The sequence below is a fragment of the Dickeya oryzae genome (genome assembly GCF_009372235.1).
Lineage (GTDB): Bacteria > Pseudomonadota > Gammaproteobacteria > Enterobacterales > Enterobacteriaceae > Dickeya > Dickeya oryzae.
Genome location: NZ_ML762923.1, coordinates 208,810 through 233,911, shown reverse-complemented (window position 1 = coordinate 233,911; position 25,102 = coordinate 208,810). Strand labels below are relative to the sequence as shown.

The window sequence follows — 25,102 nt, the reverse complement described above, 5'->3', positions numbered from 1 at the left end:
AATATCCAGCTCAATTAATTCAGGGAAGAGAGTTGTTGACGGATCAACTGTAAAAACTGTTCCATGCCCTCTTGATTGAAACAGCAACAGGTAATATGGAGCTTTAATTGCTGTTCAGCATCTCGAGTAATGTAGATATTGATAGTGTCGCTCTCCCAGCGGGTGGAAATATCGGCATCCATAAAATAGTCTGACTCACGGCAATGACGAATAGATAATGTATCTGACTGTGCCTGTGGTTGTTCCGTCTTAAAAGCATCCTGCAATACATTAATGTTGATTAACGGATCAGTTATACCTTTGGCGCGCCAGGCAGCATCTCTCTTCCACCACCAACGTGGTGGCTTAGGCTCCATGAACAGAAAATCAGCAAGAAAGCGTGGGTAAAGTCGTGCTTTTCGGGCGATAAGGTTATATAAACGGCTAAAGCATTCGATGCTATTAACTAGCAGCCAGGGGCTGTGTTTCCAACGACGACGAGCCAGGATACCCATTGGCAGACTCCAGGAGTGCAAATACTCATAGGCTTGCAGTACATTCTCTCTCACCTGCCCTAATAACGTGGTGATATCTGGTTGCTGGCTAAAATCCATCGGCACAGGCATAGCACGCAGTTGTGGAGCCATGAGCATTTCTGATCCAGACTGATTGCGCCCTTCAAGCACCGAATTGATGACCAGACGAGTCTCGCCGCTCATCTGATGTACTACCTGACCAATTAACGCTAACAACACCATCTGCACACTCATGCGATGCTGGCGTGCCAGCAGTTTCATCCCTTCCATGGTGCTCTCGCTCAACGGAATATCGCACTGATGATCGAGCAGGCTATGCTGGTTTATCAGTGACAATGGGAAATGAGCATACTGGTAATCAGCCAGATGCTTCAGCCAGAATGCCAGCTCCGCTTGCACAGCACTACCATCATTTACCGATCGCTCTTGTAACGCCCATTGATCCACTTGCGTCACCGATTGTTTATCGCCTGGTATACGGCCCGCCTTCAGACCAGCGTATACCGACCACATCTGCTGTTCGAACAGGTGGAATGCGCCGCCGTCAGCAATGATGTGCGGCATGCACAACAACAATAAATAACGCTGTGATTCCAGTTGGAACAGCTGTGCCCGCAAATGGGGGGGCTTATCGAAAATGAATGGTTGTGACATAAACTGAACAGCGACAGCTGAAATACGCTGGCGACAAATCGCCTCATCCACACCATCTAACCGCATAAACGGCAGGTCGAACCCATTCACATCACAGCACCGCTGCACTGGAGCCCAACTACTGAATGTCATACGCAGACTGCTGTGACGGCGAATAAGACAATTTAATGCCTGCTCTAACAATTCCGGCTGCAAATCGCCATCTATCAGTATGGCAGACTGGTTATTGGCCGTATCTCCCAACGCCATCGCCACAAACCAGAAACAATGCTGGGCATACACCAACGGTGCGTCGACGGACGACACCAGAGTCGCTGGTAATGACATCTGGTTGCTCATGCGCTCACCTCCAGCGGTGGTGTGGCCGATTTCTGGCGTAAACGCACCTGTCCAGCCAACCCAGCAATGGTGGGATAGTCATAGATGAAGCCTACCGGGAAGCTCACAGCCAATTGCTGTCTAATCTGGGCAATAATTTGCACTGCCATCAGCGAATGGCCGTTCAATTCGAAGAAATCATCTTCTATCCCAATCGGACCAATCCCCATTTTTTCCTGCCAGATACGGGCGATAGTAGTTTCGACCGCATCGCGTGGCTCTATATAGGCATTAGCGAGTGGAGGGCGCGGATACAGTTGTTGCGTTTCCAGTTCCTCACTCTCAGTTTGCGCATCGGGTTGCGTTGTCGTATCAGCATCGGGTAACGGTAATCCACGTGTCGAGATAACATATTGCGATTCCTGACGCGCCAGCAAACGGGCCATCAGCTCACTACCTTCCTGTGGACGAATACCGTGACGGATCACCGCTTCCGTATCACCGCTATTCCATTTTTTCAGACTGTCAACAGCCATACCCACTTCCTGCCAGGAATCCCACCCGACTGACAGATAACGCGTATGTGTGCGCTGACGGTTACGAGCTATCGCCCAGGCATCCTGATAAGCATTGGCAGAACAGTATGCTACTTGTCCCATGGGTCCGACTGTCGCAGCCAGCGAGGAACATTGAACGAAAAAGTCGAGTGGACGGCGCCGAAAATAGCGTTCAAGCACCAATGTTCCCTGAACCTTGGCATTGAATACAGCCAGTGAGTCCGCAGCGGTACGCTGTTGAATCAGACGACCATCCGCAATACCCGCACAATGGAACACGCCATGAATCATGCCTTGAGTACGACTTACTGCCTTCAACGCCTGACTAACCTGCCGCGTATTCCCCAGATCAACCGCAATCACACTGACGGTCCCCCCCAGTTGTTTAATTTTTTGTAGCTGCCTTATTTTCAAAGACTTATCATTATTCTCACTGTGCTCATCCAACCATTGCTGCCATTGTGGTTCTGGAGGAACATCACTACGCCCCAGCAGAATTACATGAGCCTGATAATGCTGAGCTAACCATTGCGCAATCGTCATACCAATGCCACCGAATCCCCCCGTGAGCAAGTAACGGCCATGACGCATCACTGGCAATTGCTCCTCATCTACTGGCTCCGCCACAATGGGTTCCAGGCTCTGGATATAACGCACTCCACCACGTAACGCGACAAAGCTATCATCACCCAGCGATGTCAACTCAGCCATCAATGGCGCCAAATTGTGGTCACGAGCAGGTGCAAATAGCGGCCGTGGTGGCAAATCAATATCGATGCTACGACAGGTAAGTTGCTCAAACTCTTTTTCCAATACCCGACAAGGCCCAACCAGTAGCGCTCGCGCTGGGTCACCCTGTTCGTCAGGTGTCACCACGTGCAGTGCATTTGAGATGACATGTAACAACAATGGCGTCTGGCGATCATAGTCAGTAAACTGCCGGGCAATATTCAGCAAACACTCATAATAGTCTGTGGCAACCGCAACCGATAATGCCCTTCTCGCTACAGGCCAGCACATGATGACGTGATCCAACGGAAACGCCTGCTTTCTCAGTGAGGAGGCAAAAGCCTCCAAATCCTGTGGTAAGGCGGGATCAATTACCCAGCTCAGAGGGCTCTTGCGGCTGAACGGTTTGCCGGCCACGACACGACAGACTCGCGCACCTTGTTGCTCCAACTGTTCGGCAATACGTTCAGCGACGCCAGCTTTATCCATAAAGATCACCACACCGCGACCACGCAATTTAATACGTTGAGCAACATTCAGCGGTTTTTGCTGCCAGCATGGTTGACTGGCCCACTGTTCCAGAGGCAAGCGCTCACCGGTGTTTGCCGGACCTTTCGGCGTCTCTGTTCTCTGAGCCTGCATGGTTAAATCGTAGACCTGACGCTGGAAAGCATAACCCGGCAGGGGAATACGGCAGCGAGTCTGATGACGGTACAGCGACCGCCAGTCCGGTTGGCAACCCCATTGCCAGAGTTGCCCCAGAGATGTCAGTAACTGGCGATAGTCGTTCTCACGGTGGCGGCTATCAGGTTGGGTACTCAGCACATGATTACCAACTTGAGTCATCGCAGGTTGTAACGATGCTAATCCTGTCAACGCTTTACCAGGACCGACCTCAAGTAGTATCGTTTCATTGCCATTTAACAGGCAGGCAATACCTTCATTGAATGCCACCGACTCACGCAACTGCCGTACCCAGTACTCAGGGTCAGTCGCCTGTTCATTGGTTATCCAGTCCCCTGTTACACAGGAGATGAACGGTATCTGTGGTGCCTGCATCATCACCCGCTCAACTATCTGGCGATAAGCCGACAGGCAACCATCCATCATAGAACTATGGAATGCATGTGAGGTATGAAGCGCTTTAGTTTCCACATCGCGTTCGCGCATCTGTTGAGCCAGATGTTCAATCGCATCACTCGGACCAGCTACAACACAAAATTCAGGCGCATTACTGGCTGCCAGAGAGATATTGGTACCCAAATACTCGCGGGCCTGTACCGCTGGTATGCCCAGCGCCAACATACTGCCAACTGGCATGGCATTCATCAGTTCACCACGACGGCAGACCAACATCAGCGCATCTTCAAGGCTAAACACACCCGCCAGACAAGCAGCAACATATTCTCCAATGCTATGGCCGATACAGGCTGTCGGCGTGATTCCCCAATCCATCAATTGGCGGCTCAACGCATACTCAGTAACGAACAATGCTGGCTGGGTAAAGCGCGTCTGATAAAGTGGTGAGCTAACACCTTGACCATCGTCATTAAACAACAGTGGACGGATATCTTGTCCTAGTAACGGTTGCAATAACGCAGCACATTGATCCACCGTTTCACGAAATACCACCGCATGGGAATATACCCCTGCCATCATGCCGGGATATTGCGAACCCTGACCACTAAACATAAATACCAGCGCAGGTTGTGTTTTACCCACTTTCTCAATCACTGGTTTGTATTGTGCCAGCAATGGCAAAGCTGACGAGCCACCGCCCACCACCAGGCTAGCGCGATAAGCATGATCACTACGACCAAGATGTAAGGTATAAGCTGCATCAGCCAGCGATGCCTGTGGCGCACCTGCCAGCCAATCATGGAAACGCATGATATTGTCTTGCAACGCTGCTGGAGTATGCCCGGAAAAACAGAGCAACTGCTGCTCAGGCGCGTCCCCAGAATGTCGAGGAAAACGGGACTCTTCCAGAATAACATGGGCATTTGTGCCCCCAATCCCAAAAGCACTAACCCCGGCACGGCGCACAGCTTCGCTCTGCCAGACTCGGCCCTCTGTCGGAATATAGAACTGGGTGCCGTCCAGTTCGATTTCCGGGTTAAGTCGGGTAAAACTAATCGCTGGCGGGATGTAGCCGTGTTGCAACATCTGTGCAACCTTGATTACCCCCGTCACACCGGCAGCCGAATCCAGATGGCCAACATTAGCCTTGACTGAAGCTATAGCACAACTGGCCGACACTGGATTATCGAGTTGGTAAGCCTGTTTGAGTGCCTTGACTTCTATCGGATCGCCAAGATGGGTACCGGTGCCATGTGCTTCAATATAGCTGACACTGTCTGCCGTTACCCCAGCCACCAGTAGTGCCCGTTGTAACGCCTCAGCCTGGCCCGCTACAGAAGGTGCACTGAATCCCAGTTTGCGTGAGCCGTCATTGCTAACAGCCGATCCTTTGATGATAGCCGCAATGGTGTCACCACTGTCCAGCGCGTCCTGCAAACGTTTGATGACTATTGCCCCGGCACCATCACCACCGATCATGCCAGAAGCATCAGCATCAAACGGACGGCAATGTCCGTCGTGCGATAAAATGCCGCTATTACCAAAGTGGTACCCGCCTTTGTCAGGGATACCTATATGCACCCCACCCGCCAACGCGATATCACACTCACCCACCAGCAATGACTGGCAAGCATAATGCAGTGATAACAGCGAACTGGCACAAGCCGCCCCCAGCGTCATCGCTGGGCCGTGTAAGTTGAGCTTATATGCCACCCGGGTGGAAACAAAGTCACGGTTATTGCTATTTAGCAGTTCTGCTAGCGAAACCCGGCGCAATGCATCAGGCCGATCCGCCAGACAGTGGATCAGATAGCTGCTTTCAGCGCTACTGGCAAATATCCCTATCTGACCGTCAAATTTTTCTGGTACATAACCGGCATTCTCCAGCGCATGCCAGCACACTTCCAGAAACACTCGTTGCTGGGGATCGATGGCTTCGGCTTCACGCGGCGAATAACCAAAAAATGCAGCATCAAACGCACATGGTTGCGCGAGATCAGCGGCACGTGCCATGTAATCGTCCTGCTGACGCAAAGAAACGGGGATACCAGCCTTCTCCAACTCATCATCACTCAATGTCCGGATAGACTCCACACCCTCTACCAGATTGTGCCAGAATTGCGCCACATCCTCTGCGCCGGGGAAAACCCCGGCCATACCAATGATCGCCAGTTCATAACCATGGATTGCCTGTGTGTTTTCCATTACCGCATGCTCCTTTTCGCTTGCAACGCAGACAAGCGATGCCGTCCTTCCTGAATACGGTTTTCCACCTGTTGACGATCTTGGGTCTGTACTGACTCACCGCTACGAATATGACGCACCAGTTGGTCAATGGTAGTAAAGTTGAGCAGGTCTAACATCGTTAACGTTGGGAAACCCGCCGCGACAAGTTTGAGATGGACTCGAGCCAATAACAGCGAATCCCCCCCTAAATCAAAGAAGTTTTCCTGTTGATCTGGCAATGGAATCGACAGCACCTCTGCCCATATTGTCTGCAAGGTTCCAACCAACGGGTCACTTTGTGGCTTCAGCACTGCAGGTGCCAGCAGGCTCTGCTTCAACCTTGCCACATCCAACTTGCCGTTGACCGTCAACGGTAGTGATTCAACAACACAGAAGCGGTTGGGGATCATATATCGTGGTAACCGCTCCAGCAGAAACGCGCGCAACCGATGACTATCAACCTGACGGCCAGCTACTGGCACCACACCAGCAACAATCTGTTTCTTCGGCCCATCGCTCACTACCACCACAGCAGCACGTTCGACCTCTGGATGTTGCCCCAACACCGACTCAATTTCTCCCAGTTCGATTCGATATCCACGAATCTTATTCTGGCTATCAAGACGTCCCAGATACTCGATATTACCGTCCTCTAACCAACGTCCACGGTCCCCTGTCTTGTACAAACGACGATCCGACTGTTGTGGATGTGTTACAAATAACTGATCGTACAATTCTTGCTGGTTGAGGTAGGTAAGCGCCAGACCATTACCCCCAATATACAACTCACCTGGAGTACCAACCGGTACAGGCTGCATGAAACGATCCAGGATTTGTACTTCATTGCCAGCATTAGGTCGCCCAATAGGCACGCTTTGTAAATGATGCTGCACATCCGCCCGGTAGCGGTAACATGTGGTGAACGTAGTATTCTCTGTCGGACCGTAGCCATTAATCAGTTCCAGTTGTGGATACAACGCCTGAATTCGGGCGGCATGGCTGACAGACATTGCTTCGCCACCGGTAATCAACTGTTTTACCCCACGTAGTGCTTGCGGTTGCTCATCTACCAGTAAATTAAACAGTGATGTTGTCAGGAAAAGGCTTTCAATCTCATATTGTTCGATGAGCTGAGACAAACGTGGAATATCCACCCCGTCATAGGGATAGATGACAATAACGCCGCCATTGAGCAACGGCCCCCACAACTCTAGGGTTGATGCGTCAAAACTCACGGCAGCCAGCATTAGAAAGCGCTTATATTGCTCCAAGTCGACATAATCAGCTTCCTTAACTAACCGCAAAATGCCACGCTGACCGATCAATACACCTTTGGCTTTCCCGGTAGAGCCTGAGGTATACATGACGTAAGCTGGCAACGCATTATCGCCGGAGATGGGTAAGGCTGTCTGAGGCATAGACACCCAGGGACCTTGAGCTCCCAGATACAGTACGGGTACCGGTGTATCTTTTACCTGAGATTCATCCCCCTGATGCGCCAACATCAATATACATTGCGCATCAAGTAATTGTGTATGACGTCGACCCACAGGGTCTTCTTTATTCAGCGGAACATATACCGCTTCCAGTTTGCTCAACGCCAGAATAGCTGCAACCAGCTCGATACTCCTCCCCAGCCACAGACCAACACGATCACCTTTTTTCACACCATGCTGAGCCAGCCAGTGCGCCAATTGCGTAGTATGGATATCGAGCTGACGATAGCTCAATCGACGCTCGTCAAGTATTACTGCTGTAGCATCAGGATCTCGTGCCACCTGCCCGGCAAATAGTGCGGCCAGAGTTTCTTTACCCTGATAACCGGGTTTTCCCTGGCTGAACAACACGAGTTGGTCCTGCTGTGCCGGAGTCAGGAATGATTGACTGGTGTGGATGGCAGACTCTTCCGTTACCATCGCCCGGAATACGTCCCGATAACAATCTGCCATCAGCCCGACAAGTTCGTGACTTAGCAAATTCTCATTGTAATCAAGCTGGATAGAAATCTGATTGTTGACCAATGCCGATGTCAACGTGTAGTGCTGGAAATGGACGTTAAGCGCAAAGTGCGTCCCTTCATACACATAATCGCTATTAAGATTACTGGCAACCTCAAACCCCAGCTCCGGCAGCAAACGTTCATACACATGGAAGTCCATGTAGTTAAACAAGACTTCATCCAGTAATGGCTGAGGCCCAAACTGACGTTGGATATCCGCTAACGGGAAGCTGCGGTATGGCATCATACTGCTTTCGTTGGCGAAGGTCTGGCGAATCAGTTCTCCCCAGCTACCTCTCTCCAACCTCTGGCGAAATGGCAGAATATTAAGGAATAATCCATAGAGTTGATCCCCGCCTTTCGCTTCTGGTCGTCCGTTGGTAGGGATACCGGTTAATACATCATTTTCGCCGCTGAACAGGCTCATCACCTTTAAATGTCCGCTCAGCAATACACTCTTCATCGGAACAGAGAGTTGTTTCATTAATCGGCGGATGCCCTGATATACCTCACTGTCCAGCACTAATGAAATGGAACGCTGGCGTGGTGGCGCATCAGCATGTCCCTGAGCTCCCGCTTTACGTGGTAGTTTCAGTAAAGTGCAATCATTCAGTTTCTCTTTCCACCAATGCTGCTGCTCTGGGTCATTGATCAATCGTTGTTCCAACGCAATAAAATCGCGGTATTCAACTCCGGTCTTTGGCTCAGGCTTCCAGTCTTTCACACCAGTCAATGCTGCGTAGCGGTTAAAAATTTCGACAATCAGCGAATGGTAGCTCCAGCCATCATACACCGGGTGACATTCAGTCAGTGTGAACTGAAAACTGGTATCGTCACGCAGATAGATGAAGAAACGTAACAGCGTGGGCTTGAGCAGATCAAAGGGGGTAACTCGCTCAGACTCCAACAACACTTTGATACGCTGCTCCTGTTCCTCAACGCTGAGATGGCGCAGATCTTCAAACACTATCGGCAATTCAGCCTGGCGTAGTACCAGTTGCAGAGGTTGGCTATAGTTCTCCAGATCAAACGCGGTGCGCAACACATCATGGCGTGCCACTGCTTCCTGCACGGACTGATAGAAAGCCTGTTGATTGAATGGCTGGGACAAGCGTAAATGCGAGGTCCCGGTACAGTGATACACATTGGAATCAGGCGTCAATTGCATATGGTAGAACATCCCCGCCTGCATGCGGCTCAACGGGTAGGCATCCACCACATAATCGGGCAGATTCGCTCGATCCTCGGCTGAAATCATACTAAAAGGTTCGGGGTGGCTAACAGCTGTACTCTGCTCAGACAAGTGCTGTTCAACCAATGCCGCCAGCTCTGCAATCGTCTGATGCTGAAACAAATCTACTAACGAAAGATTCCAGTCCAGATCGTTAGCCCGACCGACCAGTTGAACCCCACGTAGCGAATCCCCGCCTAATGCGAAGAAGTTATCCTGTACACCGATAGTGTCCAATTGCAGAGCCTGTTGCCACATATTGACCAATTGCCGCTCTACATCCGTGCGCGCTTCAACAAACTCACTCGCCAATTGTGGCCGGTCTTGTTGCAAAGACAGCAGCGTCGCTCGATCAATTTTCCCGTTGCTGGTCAACGGTAATGTTTCCAGGAAATGGAAGATCGATGGCAACATATAATCTGGTAGCGTTTCCTTCAGCCCAGCGCGCAACATTTCGGTAGTGCATGCCTCCTCACCCACTACATAAGCCACCAGACGCATCTGCTGTTGTTCATCTCGTTGCGCCAGAACTACAGCTTGTTGAACCTGTGGTAAACGCTTGAGGGTGGTTTCAATCTCGCCCAGTTCAATACGAAAACCGCGGATTTTCACCTGATGATCAGCGCGACCAAGGTACTCCAACGAACCATCCGGATGATAGCGGGCAAGGTCGCCGCTGCGATAAATACGCCCTTCACCTACTGCATCAGGGAAAATATCCCGTAGTGGGATGAAACGCTCCGCTGTTAATTCCGGTCGATGCAGATACCCTTTAGCCACCCCTGCACCACCGACATACATTTCACCTGTCGCGCCAATCGGTACCAGATTACGCTGAGCGTCTAGCAGGTAAATGCGCAAATCATCTAACGCCACGCCAATCGGGCTTTTTCCACCTAATTCAGCATCAATTGCACTGATATTACGCCAGGTGACATGCACAGTGGTTTCAGTAATACCATACATGTTAATAATGGCTGGCTGGACATCCCCGTATTTAGCAAACCACGGTCGCAGTGCGCCTGGGTCCAGTGCCTCGCCACCCATCACAATGTAGCGCAGGCTGTCACACCGGGTCGATATCCGGGCATCGGCAGTGATCAACTGATAAAATGCGGAAGGTGTCTGGTTAAGCACCGTAACCTGTTCATCATCCAGCCACTGGCGGAAACGTTCTGGCGTACGAGTGACCCAGTAAGGTACTAAGCTCAGACGCGCACCATATAACAACGCCCCCCAAATTTCCCACACTGAAAAATCAAAAGCACAGGAATGGAACAATGTCCACACATCTGCATTGCTAAACTGGAAGTAACGCTCACTGGCACTAAATAACCGCAACACATTACTGTGTGGGATTTCGACGCCCTTAGGATTGCCGGTAGAGCCGGAAGTGTAAATAATATAGGCCAGATCATCTGGTGACACAGCGAAATTCGGGTTCACATCAGGCATAGTCGCGATAAGGCCAGCCTCATGATCCAGACTAATGAAATCAACCTCACATCCGGCAAACAAATGACGGAATGCTTCACCACCAATGACCCAATTCAGCCCTGCATCCTGCACATAGTAGTTGATGCGTGCTTGGGCATGACTGTTATCAATTGGCACATAGGCCAACCCAGCCTTGAGAATGGCTAAAATGGCAACTAATGTGGCGTCGTCACGTTCCAGGCAAATCCCCACGCGTCTGGAACTATCAGCCGATTGAGACTGCATCTTCAGCAAATAGTGAGCCAGTTGATTCGCCCGTTCATTAAGCTGTCGGTAGGTCACGCGCAAACCATTTTCACCACTCAACGCGACTGCCTGTGGATACAACTGAGCCTGTTGCTCAAAGCGCTGGTGCAACGTGTTAACAACCGGGTGACTAACACATTCGCGCTGCCAGTCGCTTAACAGTAACGCTTTTTCCTCTGACGTCATACATTGATAAGAACACAGGGACGCATCTGGTTGGGCTGCTATCTCCGACAACAGAAACGTGAAATTCCGACTCAAACGCGTGATCGTATCCTCATTGAAGAGGTCAGTGCTATATTCAAAGACACCGAGCAGTTCGTCCCCTTGTTTCTCCATGGACAGCGTCAAGTCATACTTGGCATGCTCACTCAGCGACACCTGAACCCGGCTCTCCAGACCATCGAACCGCCATGAACTGGGGTCATATTCATCAAACGAGAACATAATCTGGAACAGCGGTGCATAGCTGAGATCGCGTTGTGGATTGATAGCTTCTACCAGGCGGTCAAAGCTCACTTGCTGGTGTTCCATACCCGCCAGCACAGTTTTAAACACCTGTTCCTGTAACTGATCAAAACGCTGTTCCGGCGCTAGTTCAATGCGATAAACCAGCGTGTTAACGAAAAAGCCCACGACGTGTTCCAGCGCCATCTGACCGCGTCCAGCCACAGGTGTGCCAATAGCCAGATCCGTCTGACCACTGTAACGATGCAACAACAGATAGAACGCACTGAGTAAAGTGGAGTAAAGCGTTTTATTATGCTGACGTGCCACTCTTGCCAGTTGTTGACTTAAATTTGCAGGCAAGCGAAACGCACAGGTTTTCCCTCGAGTACTAATGCGTGTAGGGCGCGAATAATCGGTGGGAAATGCGATAGGTTCAATACCCCTCAACCGTTCACACCACCATGACAATGATTGCCGATACTCAGGCGTTTCCATTTGTTCCTGCTGCCAAGCGGTATAATCAATGTACTGAATCTCTAATTCTGGCAGTATGGGGGTCTCGCCACGACGAGCAGCATTATATCCTTCAGCCAGCTCGCGGCTGATAATGCCTGCCGACCAGCCATCAGAGATAATGTGATGTAATACCAACAACAACCGATAATTATGATTACCGCAATCAAACAAGGTAACGCGAGCCAGAGGACCCTGGTCTAAGGCAAAATCGCTATCCCGCTCAACTGCTATCGTCTGTTTCTGTTGCGCGTCATCCAACCCTGACAAATCTACCCATTTAACCGGCAACGAGCATTCGGTATGGCAGCGCTGCCACAATACGTCTTGCTCAAAAACAAAATCAGTACGAAATGACTCATGACGTGTCACCAGCCAATCTACTGACTGTTGTAATGCAGCCTTGTCCACCGTCCCCGTCAATTCCAATAAGGTCGGAATATGGTAATTAGCCGACTGCTGTTCCAACTGCTGTAATAACCATAACCGTTTCTGTGCCAACGAGGCTGGGTGTTGAAAAAAAGTCTCTTGCATAGTGTGCCTCCGTGCTTCCTTGTTTACTGCGGGGATGAAGAATCTGGGCGTCGCCGTACGACGCGTTTAATAGCCTGGGGCATCGCACCCGGTGAGCTAGTTATCGTGCTCATTTTTTCAGCCAACAGCTGAATAGTCTGATGCTGAAGTAAATCAGCCAGCGAGACACGCATCTCCAGTTGTTGCTCAATACGTGCAGCAATACGCAGCGCGTGTAATGAATGTCCTCCTAATGCGAAAAAATTCTGATCGCAACCAATCTGATCGTACCTGAGCACCTCACACCAGATATCACGCAGCGATTGCTCTAATGGGCTTTGTGGTGCTGCACCTTCATTCAATGGTGAGACTTGTGGTACAGGTAACGCACGGTAGTCGACTTTACCATTTGCTGTTTGCGGCATGGCTGTCAGCACCTGAATAGAGCCGGGTATCATATGCGTTGGCAAAGTGTGCGCCAGATATTGACGCAGTGCCGCTTCATCTACAGCCGGGTTAGCATCGCTTCGCAGCTCAACCCATGCAGCCAGGATGTCGCGTTGTGCTAAATACTGCACCGCACTCAACACCACCTGAGGATGCGATGACAAGTGAGCCTCGATTTCACCTGGCTCAATACGATAACCACGTAGTTTGATCTGTCGATCACAGCGCCCCAGATAGTGCAATGTACCGTCAATATCCGCACAAACCCGATCCCCAGTGCGATAAAACCTCACACGTCCATCTGGTGTATCACGCTCCAGGAAACGTTCACTGGTGAGTTCCGGACGACGCCAGTACCCACGGGCGACACCTGCACCTCCAATGTAAAGCTCACCGGTAGCCCCCAGAGGTACTGGCTGTTGTTGTTCATCAAGAATTAACAAGTGAGTATTGTTAATAGGCAACCCAATGGCTACGCTGCCGCCATGTTGCACATCCTGCAGACTGACGCGTTGAACACAACACCCCACTACCGTTTCTGTTGGTCCATACTCGTTGAAAATGCCGCAATCGGGTGCATCATTCAGCCAGCGTTGCACTGCGGCACTGTTCAGAGCCTCACCACCAACAACCAGTGCGGCTACCCGGCGTTTATCGTCTGCTGTCAGTCGAGTTTCCAGCAAACTGAGGTGGACAGGTGTAATCTTAAGCAATACATCATGACCACTGTCGCGGATTGCCTGCTGCAAGGCAGCGATATCACCATCCTCACGGATTACACGGATACAACCGCCAACTAATAACGGTAAATACAAGCTGGTTAAGGTCGCATCGAAACTTATCGACGAATGGAACAAGCTGTATGTAGACGCATTAATGTGATAACGCGCCACCGCATCCTGAAGGTAGTTATTCAGACTGGCATGTTCGATCATCACCCCTTTTGGCGTACCTGTAGAGCCTGATGTATAAATAATGTACGCCAATGTGTCAGCAGGAATCTCTACCGGTAAAGTCACCGCCATCTCATCCGTACTCGGGCATTGACCGATATCAATGACTGTCGTCGAAGTAGGTAATTCCATTCGTGCCCGCAACGTTACATCCGTGATTAACGCTCCTCCAGCACTGTCTTCAAGTAGCCACAGCACACGTTCATCCGGCCACTGACTGTCAACTGGGATATAACAAACCCCCAAGCGACTTGCCGCCAAAATCGCACACAGATAATCAATACTACGCGGCAACCAGACCACAACCCGGTCTCCGGCACGTACACCAGCGAAATACAAACGCATCGCCAATTGTTCTGAACGCTGGCGTAGCTCGCGGTAATTTACGTGGTTGCTTCCGTCAATGATGGCAGTGGCATAAGGTGTACGCTGTACCTGCTCAACAAACTGTTGATAAACCGTAGCAACTTCAACCGGTAACGCCATACCCTGCCACCGGGTCAACAGATGACTCTGCTGCTTCGGCGTCAGCTGACTGATAGCACCCAGCGTCACCGCTGAGTCGAGTTGTGTCAGGATATTGCACAACCCCTCAACCAACTGATGAGCGATACTGTCGTCACATACTCCGTCGTCGTAAACCAACTGACCATGAAGACAATCATGCAATGAAGCCACCAACGTAAGTGCATAGTTGGTACTCTCATGTGCATCAACTACACGGAACAACTGAGCCTCCTGCTCACTCGCACCGGGGTAGTTTTCAAACACCAGCAGGGTATCAAACAACGCATCGTTACTACGCAAGCCGGCTGCAGATTTGATATCGGTCAGCGCAACATCGCCATAGCGCTCGTTTTGACGTTGCTGTTGCTGAATTTCACGTAACCAGTCACTAACTGGCTTATCTGCCAGTACACTAATGGCGGTAGGTAGCGTGTTTATCAGTAGCCCAACCATCTGCTCCATACCGGGCAGTGCCGTTTGGCGACCCGATATAGTCATGCCAAACAGTACGTTATCCCCACCGGCATAATTCTGTAGCAATAGTGCCCATGCACCTTGTACCAAGGTACTTACCGTTAACTGCTCACGGCGAGCAAAATGTGACAATCGCTGCGTTACCGCCTCATCAAGAGTGAACGACATTACCTGTTTATGTTCACTACGCTGCCGCGATGGCAAGTCAAAAGGCAATGAGGTTGGAGTCATGCGTGATGCCTGCTGCGCCCAGTAACTCTCACGTTGCCGATCACGCTGTCGTACCTGGCGCACATACCCCCTGAACGAAGGAGCCGACGGCAAGATAACATTTGGGTTGTGCCAGTAATGGGCGACACTGTCCATCATCACCCTTACTGACCAGCCATCCAAAATGGCGTGATGATGACTAACCAATAATTGCCGTTGGCCTTCTCCCAGATCAAGTAGCGTCAACCGCAACAATGGCCCTTGTTGTAAATCAAAATGACGAGCGCGATCAGCCTCTAAGACTTGCTGACGCGTCATCGTCGGCCCAATCCTCACAGACTCCCATACCAATGGAAGATGGCGGTGTACCACTTGCAGCGGTTCATCACCGAGACTCATTTCAAAGGTAGTACGTAGTGCCGGATAATGTTGTACCACCCGTTGCCACGCATGCTGCAGCCTGTCAGTATCTGTATTCAGCGGTAAATCAAAACAGATCTGCTCATGGTATGCATCACTGGTCATCGAGTGGAAAAGCATCCCCTCCTGCATCGGTGTCAGTGGGTAGACATCCTCAATATCACTAATACGTTGCTGTAATTCATCAAGCGCAGCAGTACTTAGGTTAGCCATCGGGAAATCAGAAGACGTCCAGTACGTGGTGACTTGCTGCTGGCAGTGCTGTGTCAGTTGTCGTATCCATGTCAGCATCCGTTCAGCCAGTTGACGCACGGTATCATCCCGATAACATTGACCGTTCCAAGTCCATTCCAGATGCAATGTGCCGTCTACAACATAGCAATCCACTTCCAGTGGCCAGACCCGCGGGCTATCCGGCGCATGCCGGTTTGCCAAATCAAGACGCGCCTCCCCCTGGAACGGGGTAGCATCAAACCCTTGATTAAACTGCCCAAGATAATTGAAGCAAATATCCGCAGCAGTATGTACCTGTGAGGCAGCAGCTAATCTGGCTCCATAGCCGACGCCCCGACACGGTACTTGCCGAGATGCTTCTTTTACCTGTCGAATAACTCGACCGGTATCATCGGGCTGTACCAAATCAATATCCAGCGGATAGATAGCGGTAAACCAACCGACAGTGCGGCTGACATCCAACTCCTCATGCAATCGTTCACGCCCATGCCCTTCGGTATCAATACGCAAACGGGTGCGACCACTCCATTCATACAGTGTCAACGCTAGTGCACTCAACAGCAAATCACCTGGATGGGTTCGATATGCCATATGCGTATTTTGGATCAACGTAGCGGTAGCACTTGCGGGTAGCTCCAGAGCCAGCTTCCGTGAATCTACACCACGCCCTGGTTGAGGGTTTTCACCGACATCACTCGGTAATCGCATGGTATCCAGCGCAGGATAACGTCGCCAGAATGTCTCCTCCTGCCTGGCATCCTCACTGTCAGCATACTGCTGCAAATGATGTGACCAGCGCAGAAGTGAGGCTGTTTTCGCCACGACAGGCATCGTCTCTCCCTTCGCCGCACGCTGATAGGCAAGACTCAGATCTTCAGTAATAATGCGCCAGGACACACCATCGACTAACAGATGATGCGCCACAAATAACAACCAGCAACCTTCTGGCGCACGGTAAAGCAAGGTCTTGAATAATGGCCCCTGAGCGATATCCAACCCCTCTTGCGCCGCAGCAATAGCAGCATCCAGATGCCCCGACTCTGTTAAGGTCACTTGTTCCAGTGTTACGTGATCCACTGGTTTATCGATAACAGCACCAGTGTCATCAAAATGTGCACGCAACCCATCATGCTGGTTCACCAGCCAGGTCAGTGCAGCTTGCAGCCACTGTGGCGAGACCTCATCATGCAGCCGCCATAACATTGACTGGTTATAATGGTGTGGAGTAGCAGCATAATGGGAGAAGAACCAGCGCTGTGCCGGTAACCACTCATAACGCCCCGTTACCGGTGAATGGTCAACTTCGGTAAGATGATGAGGCGTCAGGCGCTCAGCCAGCAACGCGATTGTCGGTGCATCAAAGAGTGTATCAACCGACAGCATTAGCCCAGCTTCTCGTGCCCGAAACACAATTTGCAAACTGAGGATAGAATCACCACCCAGCGCAAAGAAATCATCATGAGTGGAAATATCATCACGTCCCAACACTTGTCGCCAGCAATCCAGCAATTGCTGTTCCAGTGCTGAGATAGGTACCTGATGTGACTCACGCTTGGCCTGTTGCCATGGCAAATTAAGCAGTTGTTTACGATCAACCTTGCCATTGCTGGTTAGCGGCAACGATGTCAACCATTGCCACTGTGTCGGGCGCATGAAGCGAGGCAGGCGCTGAGCAATCTCGTTACGGATAGCCGACTGTGTTGCCTGCTCACCGACCAGCCAAGCTACCAGATGTGGGCGACCTTCCACTTCCCGGATAGCTACCGCAGCCTGCATTACCCCAGCACATGCACTGAGCTGAGCTTCGACCTCTTCCAGCTCAATGCGGTAGCCATTCAGTTTGATCTGATTGTCGTTACGTCCCAGAAACATGAGGTTACCATCGGGCAAATAACAAGCACGGTCACCCGTTCGGTATAGCCTGGCTGACGGATCCGGACTAAACGGATCGGCGATAAAACGTTGCTCGGTCAGATCAGGACGCTGATAGTAACCTAGCGCCAGTCCTTCTCCTCCAATATACAGTTCACCAGGTGCGCCAAAAGGCACTAACTGGAGCTGTTCATCCAATAGATAAAGCCGGGTATTGGCAATCGGTCGACCAATAGGAACAGCACCGTCTTCACCGGTTTCCCCGGCAGTAAATGTGTGAATACAACACCCGACAGTAGCCTCAGTCGGACCATATTCATTGACGATCATTACCTGCGGCGCATATTGCTGCCAGAAACGTAACGCGCTGGCAGACAAACTCTCCCCGCCGACCACCAACATCGAAACGTTGCCAGCAGCCTCTGGAGGCAGTTGTTGGCTGAGTAATTCCAGATGAGCGGGTGTCAGCTTGACCATCGTCAACCCAGGTACCTGCTGCCAAATAGCGACTAATGCGGCAACATCATCCTCATCTGGCAGAATATGCAATGTTTGACCACACAATAACGGCATGAACAAACTGGTCAGGGTTGCATCAAAAGAAATAGAAGCATGCAGAGTGCAACCTTTCCCACCGCGCAAGCTGTAGTCACGACAGGCATGGGCCAGATAGTGTCGTAGCCCTCGATGGGGGATCATTACCCCTTTAGGCACTCCCGTTGAGCCAGAGGTAAACAGGATATAACACAGTTGATCTGCCTCAATACATAGCGTCGGATTACTGTCCTCTGCTGCAGAAGGCAACGCCTCGATATTCAGTTGCTGAGCCTGGGGAGCCAGTGCAGTGATATCCAAATCCCCTTGTGTCAATACTGCCTGTACTTCTGCTGTTTGCATCATCAGGCTGACACGCTCCTGCGGATAACGCAGATCCACGGGAACCCATGCTGCTCCACTTTTCATGACACCCAGGATTGCTGCCACCAACTCAGGCGAACGAGGCAGATAGACCGCTATCCGGCTACCAACACCGAATCCCTGACGCAACAAGGCATGAGCAATGCGATTAGCTTGCTGATTAAGCTGCTGATAAGTTATACACTGCCCAGCCATATTCAGCGCTATCGCCATCGGATGTAAAGCTGCCTGTTGCTCAAACTGTTGATGCACCCAGGGAACATCGACCGTCATCGCGGTATCGTTCAGCGTCTCACACAACAACACCTGCTCGGCAGGCGGCAATATCGATAGCAGCCCCAGACGCTGTGACGGCGAGTCAACTAACTGCTGTAATATCGCCAGGTAATGCTCCGCCAATGAATGAATCCGAGTCGGATCAAAGCAAGCTGTTTTATATTCCAGCACCAATCTCAATTTCTGTTCTTGTTCCTGTACGAAACAGGTGAGATCGAACTTAGCCTGAGATGTCGCGATAGACTGATTTTGTACCGTCAGCGCAGTTTGACTGGCAAGAGGATCAGCATTGTAAACAAACATTGTCTGGAACAATGGGGACGATGGCCGCTCCCCCGCAGGCAGCACTGCATCTACGACCCGGTCAAAAGGCACGTCTTTATTCGCCATAGCCTGTGAGCATGTTTCTGCACTGACAGCCATAAATTGCTCTAGTGTCAATTCACCACTAACCATCTGACGAATTGCCACCGTATTGAGCAACAAACCAATAGTGGATTGCAACGCAGGCCAGTCACGCAGGGTAACAGGCGTTCCAACCACGATATCCTGTTCACCGCTGTGACGATGCAACAGTATCTGAAACGCCGCCAGCAAGACGTTAAATAAGGTAACGTCATGTTGTTTCGCGATCTGACGTAATGAAGTGGCAATCGTATCCGGCATAGCCACTGAAACAAACCCCGCCGCCTGTTGATTGTCCGTAGCCCGTATTACCGGGGACAATCCTAATACAGGTGGCAACGTAGCAAATTGTTGTTTCCAGTAATCCAGTTGAGACTGCCAGAGATCTTGAACTTCTTCCTGATACTCCCAGGATGTGTATTGCAGTACGTTGACAGGGGCTGGTTGAACAGGCTGCTGCATGTAGAGTGCCAATAACTGCTCATCCAACAGATTCATCGACTGTTCATCGACTAAAATATGGTGTAGCACCAACACCAGAGCAATATCCCCTTGTACTGACTCGACCATGGTTAACCGGTACAACGGCGCATCCAGGAGTTCAAGCGGCTGAGCTAAATGCTGCTCACCATATTGCTGTAATACTTCGTGCCATGTCGTACTATCGCTGACCGTACAGCACTCTCGATTACATACCAAGGGCTGATCAGACAGGTACTGTTCGACAACACCTTGCTGCAAACGAAACCGGATATTAAGCGCCGGCGTCTGAGCCCATAACTGTTGCAAACTGTATAATAACCGCTCAGCATCCAGCGGTTGACTGAAAGTCTTAATCTGCCCGATCAGATAGCGCGTGTCCCCAGCATGTTGCTGCGACAAAAACCACATGCGTTGTTGGGCGCTGCTAAGTGGCAACGGCGTTTGGGTCGGTTGAGACAGCAACAGATTTTCGCGCGTTTGCTGTAACACCTTGGTAGCTAACCGCATCGGCGTACGCCAAGCGAAAATATCGCTGACACGCAATCCGATTTGATACCGTTCAGCCAGACGCGCTATAGCTCTGGCAGCCAGTAGTGAATGACCACCTAGAGTAAAGAATGACGAATCACGTCCGATAGCGTCATGCCCCAACAGCTCACACCAGACATCAATAATTGCCTGTTCAGTATCATTGGCTGCCGGAATGACTGAGATATCGGTGTCCACATGCGGCAAGGGAAAACGATTACGATCGATTTTTCCATTCGGAAGGTGAGGGAATTCAGTCATCAACACATAGCACGACGGACACATATATTCTGGTAAGCGATCAGCCAGATAGTCCGCCAAAACGGAACGATCTGGCTCGCATCCATCATTGTGCAATACATACGCAATAATAGCGCTGGCTGCCAGATAATCTGGCCGAATCATGACTACAGCCTCATTGACTGACGGGTGCTCACGCAGAGCCGTTTCGATCTCACCCAGTTCGACACGAAAACCACGGATCTTAACCTGTTGGTCGATGCGTCCCAAGTAATCGAGGGTGCCGTCTTCCCGGTAACAGGCCAAATCACCAGTGCGATACACCCTGGCACCCGCTTTATTACTCAATGGATGAACCACGAAACGACTATTTGTCTGCTCTGGCTGATTGATATAACCCGCAGACAATCCGACACCGCCAATACAAAGCTCACCTGCAACACCAATCGGCATTGGCTGTTGGAACTCATCCAGAATCCACACTTCAGTATTGGACATAGGGCGGCCAATGTGTACTCGTTCCTCGTCAGCAAAAAGCTCTGCGTTAGTTACACACACAGTGGCTTCTGTTGGACCATAGGAGTTGAAAAAACGACGTCCACGCCCCCATTTACGTAGTAAATCGACACCACACGCCTCGCCAGCCGTTATCAGCAATTTCAGAGCAGGTAATGGGGCATAAGGTAAGGCTGCCAGCGCTGATGCTGGCAACGTGACACAAGATATTTTCAAATCAGATAGTTGCGCCAGCAGGTCAGGGCCAGGCATCAACGATAGCCGCGGTGCCATCACCAGTGTGGCACCATGACACAGTGCCATACTGATTTCCCATACTGAGGAGTCAAAACTGGTGGACGCAAACTGTAATACCCGTTCAGCCCCCATGATACCTAATAGTGCCGGGAACTCTGTCGCCAGGTTGACAACGCCATAATGCCGAATCGGTACACCCTTAGGTTTACCAGTCGATCCTGAGGTATAAATAATGTAGGCGGTATTATAGCTGCCACACCGCTCAATCGGGTTCACAGTCGAGTACTGTGGCAAAAGTGGTTCCAGTTCTTCAAGCAAAAGGCGCTGGCAAGGCACATCCTGATAATGGCTGATAAACGCATGCTGGGTCAGAAGCAGATGCACCCCAGCATCCTCAAGCACATAACGGCTGCGATTAAGCGGATAATCTGGATCTAGCGGAACGTAAGCGCCTCCAGCCTTCATGACTGCCAGCATTGCAACTATCACCCAGGGAGACCGAGCTAAGCTCACCCCGACAGTAACTTCTGCACCGACACCATGCGCTATGAGTACCTGCGCCAGTTGGTTAGCTCTCTGGTTTAGTTGTTGGTATGTCAGCGTCTGTTGCTGGAACTCTATCGCCACCAGCTCAGGTGTATGTCGCGCCTGTTGTTCAACTAACTGATGCCAGCATAGCTGTTCATCGAATGGCCTTACGGTCTGATTCCACGCCAACAATTGCTGGTAGTCATCCTGTGGTAACAATGACAAAGCGCCCAGCGCACTTTCTGGTTGCTCCAGAAATGATTCGATAAAGCGGACGAAACTGTCAGCCATACGTGCAAGAGTAGTCGACGCAAAGCGATCACTGGCATATTCGAAATTACCATGGAGCTGTTGCTCTTCAGGCCACATCTCCAACGTCAGTTCATATTTGGCCGTGAATGTATCTGCCTGCCGTAACGCCCCTACGCTGGCAGTACCGATACGCTGATCTACCTCGGTCGCTTCACGCCAGGCAAAGAACGCCTGAAATAGCGGCGACACTCCAGATACTCGTGCTTCATCCTGTAATGCAGGCAATTGACTAAATGGTAACGGGTGCTGTAATGCGTCAATGAAATGGCTTTTAACCTGTTCTAGCAACACAGCAAATGGATGGCGCTTATCCACCTGATTGCGCATCACCATGACAGAAAATAACAGCCCAAATGGCTCATCTTGATCAATATGGTGATGCCGTGAAATTGGCGTCCCCACCAGAATGTCATTCTGCCGACAATAACGTGACAAAAAGGCATGGAACAACGTCAATAGACACAAATAAGGTGTAACATTATATGCTCTGGCAACATTGAGAAGCGCGTCACTCTGCAACCTTGTCAGACTAAAAGGCACTTTACCACCATGATAGTGCTGCACCGGTTGTGCCGGATAATCATAGGGAAGTTGCAATAACGGCAAAGGACCAACCAATTGCTGGCGCCAGTAATCGCGAGCTTTTTCTCCCGCAGCACTATTCAACCACTGATACTGCTGACGAGCGTAATAGTACTGCCCTTCTCGTGCTGGTTCAGGCAAGTTTACCTGCCCACCAGCCAGCACTCGTCGATAGGTTCGTAAGACCCATTGCCATAAGCGCTGCACTGATGCTTCGTCGGCAATAATATGGTGCATCACGATACTCATATCATAGTGCTGCTCACGACGCTGCAGACACCCGACCCGTATCAAGGGTGCCTCCAGAGAAGTGAAAGGTCGGGTCGCTTCCTCCACAAGCCAACGCTCGGCAACAGCATCTCCCTGTGCCGTCACATCAAAGAAATTCAGATGCAGTGTCGCGTTTGGCTCCACTCGTGCTTGTGGCTCACCGTCCACCGCGCAAAACGTAGTACGCAACGAATCGAACCGCTGTAATGCTAGCTGCCATACCTGTTCTAATAATGTCAGGTTGAGCGGTCCCTGCCAGACTGCGTGATACACCATGTTATAGACAGGGCTTTCCGGTTGATGTTGTTGAATTAGCCACAGCCCCTGCTGTTCAACACTGAGTGTTACGGCCTCTTCTCCCGTTGCGTATTCATCAACAGGCTCAGGTTCACGGAGTGCGGAAGCGCATTGAGCCAGCGTGCTACCCTGATACAGGTCATTAAACCGTAGTACCAACCCCATCTGGTCACGCACTTGGGCAATCATGCGAATTGCCTGTAACGAGGTACCGTTTAGCTGGAAAAAATCTTCATCACGACTAAGGTAATCCAGTTGCAACACAGACTGCCAGATAGCTGCCAGTGTCTGCTCCCGTTGGCCCTGCGGCGCAGCACCACTTACGATACGTGATACCGATAACGGATACATATCTTGCAATGCTTTGCGATCAACCTTACCGTTTGGCAGTCGGGGAAATAGATCAAGAATGTGCAAATGCGTCGGAATCCAGGCCACAGGCAAATAAGCAGATAACCAGTCACGCAGTGAATCCTGCTGCAATTCATGCTGCGGATGTACCATCACAAATGCCTGTAATCGTGCCCCTTGTGGAGTCGAGGCCACCATGACCAACGCCTGGCGTACACTGTCATGGCGCTCAAGAATTCCTTCAATTTCACCAGTCTCAACTCTTTGGCCATCAATCTTGATCTGTGTATCGTTACGACCTGTCAGAATTAAATTACCATCTGCATCAATCATACCGAGATCGCCGGTACGGTAAGCACTTTCACCACTATTCAGCGTAATGAAGCCGCTATTATCACCATTCAGATAACCGGCGCTAAGCCAGGAGGTGACAATCAATACTTCACCGACCACACCTTGACTCAGTGGTTGTAGCTGCTTGTTGATGATCAATAATCGGGTGTCGTCAATGGGCTTACCGACTGGTAGTACAGCCCGATCAACATCTGACAGTGACACCGGATAACATACTTTAGCCAGTGTCGATTCCGTTGGGCCATAGAAGTTAAATAACTGGGTATGCGTTAACTCACAATCAGCAAAACGACGTACCAGCGCCCCTTTTAGCATTTCACCAGCCAGGGCAACACAACGCACCTGAGACAACGCCTCTGTCGCCATCGGACTTTCCAGTAAAACCTGGAATAAGGACGGGATGATGTGCATGATGCTGATTTGTTGTGTTTGAATCCAGTTCAGCAACGCGGGTACATCATAAATCAGTTCTGGTGAGGGCGGCAGGCACAAGGTCGCGCCGTTAAGCAAAGGTAAAAAGAGGTCTCGCAGAAACGGATCAAACATTTGAGAGGTAAGCTGACTCACACGATCCTGCGGTGTGATAGCCAGTGTGCGACTTTCCCACTGAATAAACTGCAACAGGCTCTCGTCACGCCCCAATACCGCCTTCGGCGTACCCGTTGAACCAGAGGTAAAATAAACATAAGCATGGGGCTGCTCAATTGGCTGCCTTAGATAGCCTTGTGGTTGTTGCTCAGGCAATCCATTTTCGTCTACCAGCACTACACGGTGCGATAACCCCAGCGCCATTACCTTAGGCAGATGTCGGCGACGAGTAATCAACGTAGCATCAGGAAAACGCCCAGCCAGCAAAGCTAATCGTTTCTCCGGTAGCTGTGGCGACAATGGTACAAAAATGCGTCCGACATGACGTATCGCCAGCACTGATGTCACCAAATCAACATCCTGTCCCAGCAAGGTCAGAACATACTGGTCTTCACTTCCTTGTTCCAGGATCCCTTGACCTAAGGTAGCGACATTTTCCATCAGTTGCTGATAAGTCAACTGACGTTCACCCTGAACCACTGCCAGCTGTTGCGGAAACCGGGTAACGATATTTTCAAACTCGACAGAAATAGCCATGAGCAGCCCCTGCAATTTTCTTAAAATAGAGAATG

The 25,102-nt window shown here is 50.7% G+C and carries 4 protein-coding genes; all 4 read right to left on the bottom strand.

Translation table 11 applies throughout. From position 1 onward, the window contains the following. Window positions 1-14: 14 nt before the first annotated feature. Genes FAZ14_RS09760 through FAZ14_RS09745 form a run of 4 tightly spaced genes read right to left on the bottom strand, consistent with a single transcriptional unit; the run spans window position 15 to window position 25,067 of the window. Complete coding sequence (locus FAZ14_RS09760; protein WP_016943541.1) at window positions 15-1,508, bottom strand: condensation domain-containing protein; 1,494 nt, start codon at window positions 1,506-1,508, stop codon at window positions 15-17. Beyond that, window positions 1,505-6,058 carry a type I polyketide synthase gene (locus tag FAZ14_RS09755; RefSeq protein ID WP_038926015.1) on the bottom strand — a complete coding sequence of 1,518 codons (4,554 nt, stop codon included), beginning with the start codon at window positions 6,056-6,058 and terminating at the stop codon, window positions 1,505-1,507. Before FAZ14_RS09755 ends, FAZ14_RS09760 begins: the two co-directional genes overlap by 4 nt. Further along, on the bottom strand, window positions 6,058-12,549 hold the full coding sequence (locus tag FAZ14_RS09750; protein ID WP_016943539.1) for a non-ribosomal peptide synthetase: 6,492 nt from the start codon (window positions 12,547-12,549) through the stop codon (window positions 6,058-6,060). Before FAZ14_RS09750 ends, FAZ14_RS09755 begins: the two co-directional genes overlap by 1 nt. 23 nt (window positions 12,550-12,572) lie before the next feature. After that, window positions 12,573-25,067 (bottom strand): non-ribosomal peptide synthetase, encoded by a 12,495-nt coding sequence (locus FAZ14_RS09745; protein ID WP_153508460.1) that lies wholly within the window; start codon window positions 25,065-25,067, stop codon window positions 12,573-12,575. Window positions 25,068-25,102 lie beyond the last annotated feature (35 nt).

Excerpts from the sequence above, each read along its gene's own strand:
- FAZ14_RS09745 (WP_153508460.1), bottom strand. The coding sequence starts at position 25,067 with ATGGCTATTTCTGTCGAGTTTGAAAATATCGTTACCCGGTTTCCGCAA.
- FAZ14_RS09750 (WP_016943539.1), bottom strand. The coding sequence starts at position 12,549 with ATGCAAGAGACTTTTTTTCAACACCCAGCCTCGTTGGCACAGAAACGG.
- FAZ14_RS09755 (WP_038926015.1), bottom strand. The coding sequence starts at position 6,058 with ATGGAAAACACACAGGCAATCCATGGTTATGAACTGGCGATCATTGGT.
- FAZ14_RS09760 (WP_016943541.1), bottom strand. The coding sequence starts at position 1,508 with ATGAGCAACCAGATGTCATTACCAGCGACTCTGGTGTCGTCCGTCGAC.